Annotated in this window: 13 protein-coding genes; 5 read left to right on the top strand and 8 right to left on the bottom strand. The window is 64.6% G+C overall.

The features are described 5' to 3' along the window. Positions 1–16: 16 nt before the first annotated feature. The gene (locus tag B2V17_RS15375) at positions 17–697 is read right to left on the bottom strand and encodes a hypothetical protein (protein WP_292999190.1); all 681 of its coding nucleotides are present in this window, start codon (positions 695–697) and stop codon (positions 17–19) included. Beyond that, complete coding sequence (glmU, locus tag B2V17_RS15380) at positions 697–2,052, bottom strand: bifunctional UDP-N-acetylglucosamine diphosphorylase/glucosamine-1-phosphate N-acetyltransferase GlmU (RefSeq protein WP_292999192.1); 1,356 nt, start codon at positions 2,050–2,052, stop codon at positions 697–699. Before glmU ends, B2V17_RS15375 begins: the two co-directional genes overlap by 1 nt. A 206-nt stretch (positions 2,053–2,258) precedes the next feature. Here glmU and B2V17_RS15385 point away from each other — a divergent pair, with 206 nt between their 5' ends. Both B2V17_RS15385 and B2V17_RS15390 read left to right on the top strand, forming a co-directional pair. Further along, on the top strand, positions 2,259–2,915 hold the full coding sequence (locus B2V17_RS15385; protein ID WP_292999193.1) for an HAD-IA family hydrolase: 657 nt from the start codon (positions 2,259–2,261) through the stop codon (positions 2,913–2,915). A gap of 165 nt (positions 2,916–3,080) precedes the next feature. After that, positions 3,081–3,995 (top strand): SDR family oxidoreductase, encoded by a 915-nt coding sequence (locus B2V17_RS15390; protein WP_292999195.1) that lies wholly within the window; start codon positions 3,081–3,083, stop codon positions 3,993–3,995. A 173-nt stretch (positions 3,996–4,168) separates the two neighbouring features. Here B2V17_RS15390 and B2V17_RS15395 read toward each other — a convergent pair whose 3' ends face one another. Both B2V17_RS15395 and B2V17_RS15400 read right to left on the bottom strand, forming a co-directional pair. Next, positions 4,169–4,645, bottom strand: coding sequence for a hypothetical protein (locus B2V17_RS15395; protein ID WP_292999197.1), 477 nt, complete (start codon positions 4,643–4,645; stop codon positions 4,169–4,171). Positions 4,646–4,719: 74 nt separating this feature from the next. Further along, the gene (locus tag B2V17_RS15400; protein ID WP_292999199.1) at positions 4,720–5,889 is read right to left on the bottom strand and encodes a TonB family protein; all 1,170 of its coding nucleotides are present in this window, start codon (positions 5,887–5,889) and stop codon (positions 4,720–4,722) included. A gap of 319 nt (positions 5,890–6,208) precedes the next feature. Between B2V17_RS15400 and B2V17_RS15405 the strand changes: the two genes are divergently transcribed. Further along, entirely contained in the window at positions 6,209–7,264 is a 1,056-nt protein-coding gene (locus B2V17_RS15405) for a hypothetical protein (protein ID WP_292999201.1), read from the top strand. 229 nt (positions 7,265–7,493) lie between these two features. On the opposite strand, the gene B2V17_RS15410 is transcribed toward B2V17_RS15405, so the two are convergent. The 4 genes from B2V17_RS15410 to B2V17_RS15425 are packed head-to-tail and all read right to left on the bottom strand — an operon-like array spanning position 7,494 to position 10,477. Then, positions 7,494–7,841 carry a DUF2794 domain-containing protein gene (locus B2V17_RS15410; protein WP_292999203.1) on the bottom strand — a complete coding sequence of 116 codons (348 nt, stop codon included), beginning with the start codon at positions 7,839–7,841 and terminating at the stop codon, positions 7,494–7,496. Continuing rightward, entirely contained in the window at positions 7,838–8,551 is a 714-nt protein-coding gene (gene epsC, locus B2V17_RS15415) for a serine O-acetyltransferase EpsC (protein WP_292999205.1), read from the bottom strand. Before epsC ends, B2V17_RS15410 begins: the two co-directional genes overlap by 4 nt. A 29-nt stretch (positions 8,552–8,580) precedes the next feature. After that, positions 8,581–9,195 (bottom strand): ATPase, encoded by a 615-nt coding sequence (locus B2V17_RS15420; RefSeq protein WP_292999207.1) that lies wholly within the window; start codon positions 9,193–9,195, stop codon positions 8,581–8,583. Between the two features lies 1 nt (position 9,196). Then, positions 9,197–10,477 carry a heavy-metal-associated domain-containing protein gene (locus tag B2V17_RS15425; RefSeq protein ID WP_292999209.1) on the bottom strand — a complete coding sequence of 427 codons (1,281 nt, stop codon included), beginning with the start codon at positions 10,475–10,477 and terminating at the stop codon, positions 9,197–9,199. A 72-nt stretch (positions 10,478–10,549) separates the two neighbouring features. Here B2V17_RS15425 and purM point away from each other — a divergent pair, with 72 nt between their 5' ends. Both purM and purN read left to right on the top strand, forming a co-directional pair. Beyond that, positions 10,550–11,641, top strand: coding sequence for a phosphoribosylformylglycinamidine cyclo-ligase (purM, locus tag B2V17_RS15430; RefSeq protein ID WP_292999211.1), 1,092 nt, complete (start codon positions 10,550–10,552; stop codon positions 11,639–11,641). Between the two features lie 159 nt (positions 11,642–11,800). Next, positions 11,801–12,757 carry a phosphoribosylglycinamide formyltransferase gene (gene purN / locus B2V17_RS15435; protein WP_292999213.1) on the top strand — a complete coding sequence of 319 codons (957 nt, stop codon included), beginning with the start codon at positions 11,801–11,803 and terminating at the stop codon, positions 12,755–12,757. Positions 12,758–12,845: the final 88 nt, after the last annotated feature.

Below are 12,845 nucleotides of genomic sequence, written 5' to 3' on the forward strand. Positions count from 1 at the left end.
ATATCATATCATGATATCATGTCAATATTTTCTCTGCCCGTTCCGACCCACGAACAAAGTTCAAATAGACCTCAGGCGTTAACCATTCATCCTTGCTGTTTGAAAGTCTGACGAATCGTTTGAACTGAGAGTGAAGGTGTCCGATCAACTCAGCATCGGCCGACTCGATATGTTTTACCTTACGCCGGCGGTCAGTTAGCAACCAAGCCATCGATCCAACTGATCGACCGTCGAAAATGTCTGGTCCCACTCGAGCTTTTAGCAGCTCTTGTATGCAAGACCATCGCTCGAAAATGCGCTCATACATTTCGCTTGGGCTAAGTTCAATTTGATCGGCCAAATCACTAATTTCAGGTGCATCGGACTCATCCGATTGGCGTTCCGAAATTTCCGTCTTGCCCTGCGATATCACAATCTCACTGGTATTTTTGCGAACCGAATCCAGTGCTCCTGAGATTCTCGTAAGTTCCCCATTGAGTTCTCTAATCGCGGAAATTGAAGTGCCGAAAGATCGTTGATTTTCGTTGAAATTTTCCACTGCCTCTTTGAACTCTTTGACCGAGCTGTTTATACTCATGAACTTATTCGCCAATTCCCCGACGGCACCTTTCAAGACACCTCCAGGCCCAAGGACCGCTATCGCGATAAGCGCTACAATTGGCCAAGAAAGCGCAGCCATCAACTGATAGACGTCCATTAATTCCCACCTTTTTTCTTCTTCATCGCATCATGGAACCGGTCAGCCCAGCCCGGCTTGACCAGCTGTTCCCCGCGCACGATCCGCAGTTCGCCCGCCGCCACATCCCGAGTCACCGCGCTGCCCGCCGCAACAATCGCGTCGGCTCCGATCTTCACCGGGGCGACCAGCGACGAATTGCTGCCGATAAAGGCGCGTTCGCCGATGACGGTCTTGTATTTGAAGTAGCCGTCGTAGTTGCAAGTGATCGTGCCCGCGCCGATGTTGGCCCCGGCCCCCACTTCGGCATCGCCGATGTAGGACAGGTGATTGGCCTTGGCGCCTTTGCCCAGCGTGGCCTTCTTGACCTCGACAAAGTTGCCGACCTTGGCCTTCTCTTCCAGCACCGCGCCGGGGCGCAGGCGGGCGAAGGGGCCGACTTCGACGCCGGAGGCGAGGCTCGCGCCCTCGATATGGCTGTTGGCGCGGATGGTGACATTGTCGGCAACGGTCACCCCAGGGCCAAAGAACACATTGGGTTCAACCAGCACGTCCTGCCCCAGCACGGTATCCCAGGCGAACCACACGGTTTCGGGCGCGATCAGGCTGGCCCCATCGTCCATCGCCGCTTTGCGGCGGCGGTTCTGCCAACGGTGTTCGGCGGTTGCGAGTTCGGCGCGGGAATTGATTCCTTCAACCTCGTGCGGATCGGAGGTGACCACCACCGCGCAGGTTCGGCCATCGGCATTGGCCACGTTGACCACATCGACCAGGTAGTATTCGCCTTGCGCGTTTTCGTTGGTGACCCGCGCCAGCAGGCCGAACAGGTCGGCGCTGCGGACTGCCATCAGCCCGGAATTGCACAGGCGGCAGGCGCGTTCGGCCTCGCTGGCGTCCTTGTGCTCGACCATCTTCACGATCCGGTCGCCATCGGTGATCACCCGCCCATAAGCGAGCGTATCGGCGGGTTCGAAGCCCAGCACCACCACGGCGGGATTGTCGGCTCCGTGGAGCCGATCGATCATCGTGCGCATCGTTTCAGCGGAAACGAACGGCACATCGCCATAGAGGATCAGCACGTCACCAGCGAAACCCGCCAGCGCTCTTTCCGCCTGCTGCACCGCATGCCCGGTGCCCAGCTGCGGGTCCTGCACCGCGATTGCCGCACGGTCGCCAAGCTGCGCCTCCAGCTGCTCACGGCCGTGCCCCGCGACAACCACCGAGCGTTCCGGCGCAAGCTCAGCGGCACTGGCCAGCAAGTGTTCGATCATCGGCCGACCGGCGATCGGGTGCAGCACTTTGTGCACGGCACTTTTCATGCGGGTGCCCTTGCCGGCGGCGAGGGTAACAATGGCGAGGGCGTGTTTGGAACTCATGGTTAAGCCCCATGCCACCAAATGCTTGCCGATTCCACAATCGTTATGGGACCATCGCCCCGCCACCACCCCCGACTATGCTGAGCTTGTCGAAGCACTGCCTTTTTCTTCGTGCCACCATGCGCTGACGCAATTAGGACAGTCCTTCGACAAGCTCAGGACGAACGGGGTTGTTGGCGGGGGTTTTGCCAGTATGGGCCGAAGGGATGACAATTCCCTTCGATATCGTCGGTTTCGACCTCGACGGCACGCTGCTCGACACTTCGCGCGATCTGGGCGTTGCCCTCAACCATGCGCTGGGCACGATTGGCAGGCCCGAGGTGCCCTATGCCGAGGTCCGCAACCTGATCGGTGGCGGTTCCGGCCTGATGCTGCGCCGCGCACTGGCGCTGACTGGCGGGGACGAGGGGATCGAGTTTGAGGCGCTGCGGCAAGTTCTGGTCGGCTACTATGGCGAGAACATCGCCCACCACACCGCGCTGTTTCCCGGCGGCGCGGAGATGATGGACGGACTGCAAGAAGCCGGGGTCAAACTGGCGGTGGTCACCAACAAGCCGCATCATCTGGCGGTGAAGCTGTTCGACGAGCTGGGCCTGTCACCCCGCTTCGCCTCGATCATCGGCGGCGGCACTTACCCGCTCAAGCCTGATCCAGCGGCGCTCCAGGCAATGGTCAAGCAATGCGGCGGCGGGCGCGCGGCTTTTGTGGGCGACACCACCTTCGATACCCGCGCCGCCCAGGCCGCCGCCATGCCCTGCGTGGCGGTCAGTTTCGGCTTTGTCGATGCCCCGCTGCACGAACTGGGCGCGGACGCGGTGATCGATCATTTCGACGAACTGGCGCCCACCCTTCGCACCCTTTGATCCGTCCGAGTCGCACCGGAATTCGGTGCTGCGGCTGCGTTGCGCTGGGGATTGACGCTAGGGAAAGCAAGTGCTGCACTGCGGCATATTGCCAGCCCTTGCGCCGCATGCCATGCCGCGCCCGCTTCCCCAGCGGGATAACCCCTTTTCAGCGGAGAATCGCTCATGACCATTTCGTTCAAGGATCGCGTCGCGATCGTCACCGGTGCTGGCGGCGGCCTGGGCCGGGCCTATGCGCTCGAACTCGCGGCGCGCGGGGCCAAGGTTGTCGTCAATGACCTGGGCGGCAGCCGCGACGGCACCGGCCATTCCGACGCCGCGCTCAAGGTTGTCGAAGAAATCAAGGCAGCCGGCGGCGAAGCCATGTCGAACGGCGGCTCAGTCACCGAATATGAACAGATGGTCGAAATGGTCGCCAAGGCCAAGGAAATGTGGGGCGGCGTCCATGTGCTGATCAACAACGCCGGGATCCTGCGCGACAAGAGCTTTGCCAAGATGGACATGGCCGACTGGAAGCTGGTCATCGACGTCCACCTTAACGGCAGCGCCAACTGCACCAAGGCGGTGTGGGACCTGATGCGCGAGCAGGCCTATGGCCGGATCCTCAACACCGCCAGCTCGACCGGCCTGTTCGGCAACTTCGGCCAGGCCAATTATGGCGCGGCCAAGCTGGGCCTGGCGGGCTTTACCAAGACGCTGGCGCTGGAAGGCGCGAAGTACAACGTGCGGGTCAACACGCTGGCCCCGGTGGCGGGCACGCGGATGACCGAAGACCTCGGCATGCCCGAAATGCTGTTCAATGCGCTCAAGCCTGAAAACGTCGCGCCGATGGCGCTCTACCTGGTCAGCGAGGATGCGCCGACCAACATGATCTGCGGCGCGGGCGCGGGCGCCTATCACGCGGCCTACATCACGCTGACCCCGGGCGTGGCCCTCCCCGCAGACGAGCGCACCCCCGAAGGCATCGCCGCGCACTGGGACCAGATCATCGACCGCGCGGGCGAGATCGTCCCCCAGTCGGGCGGCGAACAGAGCCAGGTGGTGATGGCCGCATTGGCCAAGATCGGCGGGCTGGGCTGATCGCATAGATCCTCTCCATTTTGCGAAGCCAAATGGGGAGGTGGCAGACGCCAAAGGCGGCTGACGGAGGGGTAACGACGCCAGCGTCCAAACCCCTCCGTCTCGGCTGCGCCGATCCACCTCCCCATTTGTGGCATTCGCCAAAAATGGGGAGGATCTGCCCCGCCCATTGTTCACAACAAACCCCCATCCAAACCCTGTGAATTTCCACCCCGCGCCCAGCCCTTGCGGCGGACCCGGGCGTACCGCGCAAGCAGCCCGCGCAGCGCCGCAGTGTCGTATTTCCGGGCGATTGCGTAACACCGCCCCTCCCAGACCAGCGGCCTGACCAGCCCTTCGGCGGCAGCACGCAAGCGCTGCTGGGGTGTAAACTTCGGCACGGCCCAGGGATTGCCCGCCAGCGCCCCGTCCCACACCGCGGCAAAGCTTTCCGCCCCCGGCCGGCCGCGCAGTTCATAGGCCGAAACCCGCGAGCACCCCACCTCGCGCGCCGCCGCCGCAACCGACCGCGTCCGCGCCAGCGCGACCAGGAACTGCGCCTGCCGCAGCACCGTCCAGCCATCCGCACGCACCCGCAGTGGCACCGGCAGGAACGGCGGAATGCGGATGTGGCGGGCCTTGGCCTTGCGGGCGGGGGAGTCGGGCTGCATCGCCCAGGTTAAGGCAGATTTGGGCGATGTAGGAAAGAGTTACACGTCAGGCCGCCAGCCGCACTCCAACAGGATCAGACGAAAATGGAGGGGGGAATCCCGCAGCTGTAACCCTGATTGACATCCGCGAAGCGCGAGAGGGCAACGACGGAAAGCACGCCGCTGGAAAAGTGGCCAAGCCCGACTTCACCGTTCTCGCCGCTTTCTTCGGAGATGTCCCAATTGACCACCACCAGCGGGACCATCACCTCGCGGCCCTGATAGCCTTCGACCGTCATTTCAGTCAGTTTTGGACGGAACCGCCGGAGAATGGTTTTCGCCGCCTGTTCGTCAAGATCGGTGTGTCCGCTGGACCGCACCACATCAAGAGCAGCAAATTTGCCGTCCAGACCAAAGCGGACGGCCAGGGTTACCTTGCCGGTCCGCTCTTCGCGCAGGGCCCGGGACGGATAGTCGTTTGCGTTCATCAGGGCCGCCCGGAGCTGCACCCCTACAAAGGGATTGCGCACCTTCTGCGGCCAATCAGCAGGCGAGAGCCAGACGCGGCCGTCCTTTGCCGGAGCAACCACCGGCCAGCCATTCAGCGCCAGTGGCGCCATTTTTGCGCGCAGATCGTCTGCCTTTGCCCGCAAGGCCGGATCGCCGCTTTGATTGTAGGCATCGATCACCCTGCCCCAGATTGCCCGAGCCTGTTGCCGCGCCGGACTTTCCTCTTCTACCGGATAAAGCGCCGCAACCGGCAGCAATCGCTCGGCTATCGCATATTCGGGCGGGCCGAACCGGGGATCGGCGAACAATTCCGCCACCAGAATTTTACGCTGCCTCAAATGCTTCGATGGGAAATCCAGCAATTTCAGCGCGCGCTGACGGTCAAAATGGCTGCTCTGCGGATCGACGAGACTGGCAAAGACGGCGTCATCGCGCGCGCGCATCTTGCCGAATTTGGCCAAGGCAATCGGCCAATGCTCCGGCCTTTCGACAAAGGCGCGGGCATCAGCTTCGGTCCAGCCCATCGGCAGGTAGGTTCCACTCTCAGTGAACAGCCACAGGAGGTTGTAGACGTAGCCCCGCTTGGCCGGGTCTGCATCTTCGGAAAAATTGAACGCATAACGCTGCAACAGTGCCGGATCGGTTAGTTTGCGGTTCCCTACCGAATAATAGCTGTCCAGCATGCGGAAAACGAACCGCTTGTTCTTGCGGCAGCCGTATTTGCCGTCGTCAAACGCCACGACATAGTCGCGCAATTCCGCCCAATCGAACGCGTCCGCCTTGAGCTTGGCCAGAAACCGTTTGGGGCTGGCCAGCGCCTGCTGACACTTCGCCCGCATATGGTTGGTCCCGATTTCCTCGATCGCGATCAGGGTGCAGGCCTGACCTGCGTTTGGCGCCAGGGTCAGCGACAAGGCGGCAAGGGACGCCGCGATACGGGAAAAGCGCCGTTGGATAACCATGATAGCAGCGAAGGCTCTGCCTGTTTCCCTTTGGAGTCAATAACGGACACCGTATTGACACACTAACACACCTCTGCCACACTCCCCCCCATTCCCCAGGGGAGGATAAGCCATGTACAGTGAAGCAGACCTGCAATCGGCGGTTGCCGCAGGCGTGATAAGTCACGACGCGGCGGAGGCCTTGCGCGTCCACGCGGCCGGGATGCGCGCCGCGCCCAGTGCCGATGAAGAGCATTTCCGGCTGATTACCGGGTTCAACGATATTTTCGTGACCATTGCCGCCGTACTGCTGCTGGTGGCGGCAGCCGGGATCGGCAATGCCATTGCGCCGGGCGTGCCAGGGCTGCTGGTGGCCGGGGCGGCCTGGATGCTGGCCGAATTCTTTACCCGCAAGCGCCGTATGGCGCTGCCTTCGATCGTGCTGCTCCTCGCCTTTGTCGGCGGAGTTGCCGCAGTGCCGATCGAAATCATCGATTCGACCCGGCCGCACTTCTCCAATTCGGTGACAGCCATGATCGGCGCGGGGATCGGCCTGATTTCCGCCGCCGCGGCCTATGTCCACTGGCGGCGTTTCATGGTGCCGATCACGGTGGCGGCCGGCACCGCTGCACTGGCGCTGACCACGATCGCGCTGGCGGTATCGGGCCTGATGGCGGTCAATGCCGACACCGATCCCGAGCCCTATCTGCTGCCGCTGGTGTTCCTGGCGGGCATCGCCGTCTTCGCGGTGGCGATGCGCTGGGACATGACCGATCCGGCCCGCGAGACCCGGCGCAGCGACGTCGCCTTCTGGCTGCACCTGCTGGCCGCGCCGATGATCGCGCACCCGCTGTTCAACTGGCTGGGGGTGAGCGAGGGCGAGAATATCGGCGCAGCTTCGGCGCTGGGCGTGCTCGCGGTCTATGTGCTGATGGGCATGGTCGCGCTGGCGGTCGATCGCCGGGCGCTGCTGGTTTCGGCGCTGGCCTATGTGCTGATCGCCTTGACCTGGCTGTTCGACCGGTTCGGCGCGGTTGAGCTCAACGTTGCCCTCACCGGCCTCGTGATCGGTTCAGCGCTGCTCGCGCTCTCGGCCTTCTGGACCCCGATCCGCTCGGCATTGGTCGCCCGGCTGCCGGGAGGGATGCAGAATCGCTTGCCGCGCGGCATGGCGCTAAGCGCCGCGTAAGAACCGGCAAGGTTCAGGGAGAAGGCCTCGCCGCGCTGCGGCGGGGCCTTTTCCGTTGGGGGTTTTTCCGAACTTGATCGAGCCAGCATCTTGATCCCCCTCCCCGTCGGGGAGGGGTTAGGGGTGGGGGAGTGAGGCAAAGCCGAACGTCGACGCTGGCGTGGAACCCCCATCCCAACCCTTCCCCAATGGGGAAGGGCCAATAAGGTACGATGTGGAACGGAGGGGCTTAGTTCTCAACCAGCTTGAGCAGCTTGCGCTCCAGCGGGAACAGCACGCCGGCCAGTTCGTGGCCGCGTTTCAGAATCTGGCCGGCTTCGCCGATCAGCGCCCACATGCCCTGCTTGCCGCGCAGCGACGGGCGCTTTTCGATCCGCGCCATCGGCCGTTCGGCGGCGCGGCGGAAGGCGGAGAAGACCGCCGCATCCTTGCCGAAATCCATCGCATAGTCGCGGCACTGCCCTGCGGCGACCAGCCGCCCGTATAGATCGAGGATGCGCTGCAGTTCGTCCCGTTCAAACCCCACTTGCGCGGCCCGGACCGCGTGGATGGGGAAAGGCGTGACCTCTGCGCTCAAGCGCTCTTGGCCTTGCCCTTGCGCCCGGCGCTTTGCTTCGCGGCCAGCGCGTCACGCTCTTCCATCAGCTGGGCCAGCCGCTTTTGCATGACCTGCATTTCGCACTGGAGCAGCTCAAGCTTCTGCGTCGCCGGATCGAACCGTTCGCTGCAGGGGGTGCCATAGGGCACGAAGTTCTGGGTTTCAGGCTTGACCTCGACCAGGGTCGGCTTGGCCGGGATGCCGACCATGGTCGCGCCTTCGGGCACGTCCTTGGTGACCACCGCATTGGCCCCGATCCTTGCGCCTGCCCCGACGTTGAGCGGGCCGAGGATCGCCGCGCCGAGGCTGACGATCACATTGTCCCCCAGGGTCGGGTGGCGCTTGCCGCCCTCGCCATTGGTCGGGTTGGTCCCACCCAGCGTGCTGCCCTGGTACATGGTAACGTTGTTACCGATTTCGGCGGTTTCGCCGATCACCACAAAGCCGTGGTCGATGAAGAAATTGCGCCCGATCTTCGCCCCCGGGTGGATGTCGATCGCGGTCAGGAAGCGACTGAAGGTATTGACGAAGCGGGCCGCGAAATAGAGCTCCGCCTCAAACAGCCAGTGCGCCACCCGGTGCAGGCCCAGCGCCCAGACTCCGGGGTACATCAGCACTTCCCAGCGGGAACGCGGGCTGGGATCGCGGGCGACCACCGAGTCCAGATAACGGGTCAATTCGTCGAACATCGTACCCCCATTGTCCCTCAAACCGGGGCTTAAAGCAAGCGTGGCTCGCTCGGCCCCAGTACCTCTTCAAGCGCCTCACGCCAGATCCCCTGGGTCGGGGGCGCCTTGCGCTCAAGGCTGATCCGGTCAATTGCCGCGACCAGCCGCTCGACCCCGATATGGGAGCGCTCGGTGCGCGGGACAAGATAGGCCAGTGCATCGGGGCCCAGCGCCAGCCCGCGCTGTTCGGCATGGAGCGCGATCAGCTCGCCCAGCATCTCATCGTCCGGGGTGCCGATTTCGAGGTGCAGCGCCGCACCGAGCCGCGAAGCGAGGTCGGGCAGTGCGATGCGCCAGCTCTCCTCTCCCCCGGTCGCGGTCAGCAGCAGCGGGGTGCCACTTTCTTGCGCGCGGTTCCAGTGGTGGAACAGTTCAGTCTCGTCGAGCAGGGGCGCATCGTCGATTGCTTCGCCCGCGCCGCTTTCGGCAAACCAGCGCGCCAGCAACGACTTGCCCGAGCGCGGTGGGCCGAACAGGATCGCGGTGCGGAACGGCCAGGTCGCGGCCGCTGCCATCGCCTCGATCGCGGCGCGGTTGGCGCTGCCCAGTACGATCCGCGAAGGCGCACCGCTCCCGACGTTCAAGGGAAGGACGATCTGCGACATCTCAGCGCCGGATCGAGAGCGCGTTGGCGCCGACGGTCACTCTATAGCCCCTCGCCCGGAGCGCATCGGCCAGCGTGCCGATATCGCCCTCGTAAGTCACTCGCATGACCGAGGTCCCGCCCATTGCGAGACTGGTGGTCGAGGCGCCCTTGACCCCCGGCGAGCCGCGTACCGCGCCCAGCGCGGCATCGACCGCACCGGCATCGGGCGAGGCGAACTGGACGGTGAAGGTGCGGGTTTCGACCGGGGCCGCCACGGTCGGCGTCGCAGTTGGCGCCGCGCTTGCGGCTGCTGTCGGCGCGGCACTCGGTGCGGCCTCGGGTGCCTGCCCGGCGGCAATCAGCGCGGCCAGGCCCGGATCGAGCCCGGTGCGCACGTTGAGTGTGGTATCAGGCTTGAGCCGTCCCTCGGCCAGCGCGCGGGCGTATATCGCATCGATCCGCACCACTGCCTCGCCCAGCATCTTGGCCACGCCCGCCTCGTCATTGGCGGTGAGAGTAAAGCTCTCGAGGAAGGTGTTGTCGGGCCCGTAACGCGCGGTGAACACCCCGCGCACAGGCCCGCCGGGCCACTGCCGCTCCAGCCGCGCTTCGGGCATGATCACGTCGGCAGCGCCGAACTGGTCGAGAATGTTGCGCCACCAGGCGCGGCTGCGCCGTCCCGGCTGCCCGGCGGTGATCAGCAGCGAATCGCCCGCCCCGCCCGATGGTCGGACATAGTCGATCGGGCTGGTCCCGGCGCGATACTCGGCCCAGGCGCGCTGCCAGGCGCCCTTGATCTCGTAAACCTGCGCGGTCCCGCCCGAATAAAGCACCGGGATCACCAGCAGCGGGGCCGAATGGGCCCGTCCGCCAACCTTGCCGCCAATGTATTGCCCGGCCCGGGCCCGGTCGAACACCACGCTCAACGTCGCGACATAGCGGCGCGGGCCAATCTGCTCACGCTCGATCACCACGGCGCCGACCATCGACTGGATCTGGCCATCGGCCATCGCCGGGCCGCCGGCCTTGGCCCAGGCCTTGCGCGCGGCTTCCTGCCAGCCGTTGAGCCGGGCATCCTCGGCATTGTCGCCGGTGGTGTTGACCTCGATCCCGGTGATCTCGATGTCGGATGTGCTGGCCACCGGGATGATCCCGCGATCGCCTTCGATCTGCGCAATCAGTCGGTCCGGGCCGACCAGCAGCAGCGCTGCCGCCAGCGCAATACCAAGCCCGCCCAGCAGCGTAGCGGCGGGGCCGGGGCGCCTGAAGCGCGGCGAGGAAAGGAAGGTTGCGACAGCCATCGGGGAAAACCGAAGGCCTTTTGCCCAATCATCCGTGGAAATCCAAGCGGGAAAGCGCTAGGCGCGCCTGCAATGTCTGAAAAGTCTTACAGCTATGAGCAGGCCGGCGTCTCGATCGCCGCCGGGAACGCGCTGGTCAAGGCGATCGGGCCGCTGGTCAAGGCGACCGCGCGGCCCGGCGCCGATGCCGAAATCGGCGGCTTCGGCGGGTTCTTCGATCCCCGCGCGGCCGGCTATACCGATCCGCTGCTGGTCGCCGCCAACGACGGCGTCGGCACCAAGGTCAAACTGGCGATCGACCATGACCGGCACGACACGATCGGCCAGGATCTGGTCGCGATGTGCGTCAACGATCTGATCGTCCAGGGCGCCGAGCCGCTGTTCTTCCTCGATTACTTCGCCACCGGCAAGCTGGAGACCGGGGTTGCCGAACGGGTTGTCGCCAGCATCGCCGAAGGCTGCAAGCTGGCCGGCTGCGCGCTGATCGGCGGAGAAACCGCCGAAATGCCGGGGATGTACGCGGCCGGCGACTATGACCTGGCCGGTTTCTGCGTCGGCGCGGTCGAGCGCGGCGAGCAGCTGACCGGGGACAAGGTCGCCAGCGGCGACGTGCTGCTGGGCCTGACCAGCTCGGGGGTCCATTCGAACGGCTATTCGCTGGTCCGGCGACTGGCGGCGGACAAGGGTTGGAAGCTCGACCGCCCGGCCCTGTTCGATGCGGACCGGCTGCTGATCGACCATCTGATCGAACCGACCCGGATCTATGTGAAGAGCCTGCTGCCGGTGATCCGTTCCGGACGGATCCACGCGCTGGCCCACATTACCGGCGGCGGCCTGCTGGAAAACGTCCCGCGCGTCCTGCCCGAAGGCCTGCACGCCCGGATCGATGCCGGTGCCTGGGAGCAGCCGCGGCTGATGGCTTTCCTGCAGGCGCAGGGCAACATCGAACCGGCCGAAATGGCGCGGACCTTCAACTGCGGGATCGGCGTGGTCCTGGCGGTCAGCGCCGCTGACGCGGCAAGCGTTCAGACCGATCTGGAATCCGCGGGTGAGACAGTCCACGTGATCGGCGCGATCGAGCCCGGCCCGCGCGGCTGCACTGTTCAAGGCGGCGCAGAAGTGTGGTCGTCGCGCGATGCCTGGGAAGCCGTTCACCTTGGATAAGGTCCTCTCCATTTTCGCCGCAGGCGCAAATGGGGAGGTGGCATTCGCGCAGCGAATGACGGAGGGGTATCGACCCTTGCGCCATTCCCCCTCCGTCTGCCGCATGTCGCGGCAGCCACCTCCCCATTTGTGGCATTCGCCAAAAATGGAGAGGAGCTGATGGCTTCGCAGCGCACTCCGGTCGCCGTGCTCATTTCGGGCAGCGGCACCAATATGGCCGCGCTGCTCTATGCCTCGCGGCAGGCCGATTGCCCCTATGAGATTGTGCTGGTCGTCTCGAACAACCCCGAAGCCGGCGGGCTGAAGCTGGCCGAGGCCGAAGGCGTGCCCACCTTCGTCCTGCCCCACAAAGGCATGGACCGCGCGGCGCACGACTTGGCAATCGACGCCGCGATCCGGGCCAGCGGCGCGCAGTATGTCGCGCTGGCCGGCTATATGCGAATCCTGACGCCGGAGTTCGTCAGCGGCTGGGAAGGCCGGATGGTCAACATTCACCCCAGCCTGCTGCCCAAATACAAGGGTCTCCACACCCACGACCGTGCGCTGGAGGCAGGGGACAGCCATGGCGGCTGCACCGTCCACCTGGTTACCGCCGAGCTGGACGACGGGCCGGTGCTGGGCCAGACCCCGGTGGCAGTGCTACCCGGCGACACGGCCGACAGCCTGGCCGCGCGGGTGCTGATTGCCGAGCACCAGCTCTATTCGCGCTGCCTCGCCGCGCTGGTCAGCCAGGCGACCTCGCCCGAATGGCTGACCGGGCAGGTGCGCGAACGGGCCATGGCCCTGCCCGAAGCCGAAGAGAGCCTGTCCCACGGCATGCCCTGCTTCGGGATCATCAAGGGCAAGAAATTCGCCTGGGTCTCCAACGATCACCACGGCGACGGCAAGACCGCACTGCTGGTCAAGATCAGCGGGCCGGAAGAACAGGCCCAGCTGATCGAGAACGACCCCGATCGCTATTACCGTCCGGCCTATTTCGGCGACGGCTGGATCGGCATCCGGCTCGATCTGGGCGATACGGACTGGGATGCGGTGGCGGAATGGCTGGCCCGGTCCTGGCGGAGTGTTGCGCCGAAGAAGCTGACGGCGCTGATGGACGCCGCGGACGGGTTTTAGGGCGCCTAGTCAGACGCGGAGCAAGCGAGACGTCGGCCAATGGCTCGCCAAGTTGGTCAATCGAATGTCTTATGTGTTGGGGAAAGCG

Origin of the sequence: Novosphingobium sp. UBA6272 (assembly GCF_002440635.1) — a bacterium.
Classification (GTDB): domain Bacteria; phylum Pseudomonadota; class Alphaproteobacteria; order Sphingomonadales; family Sphingomonadaceae; genus Novosphingobium.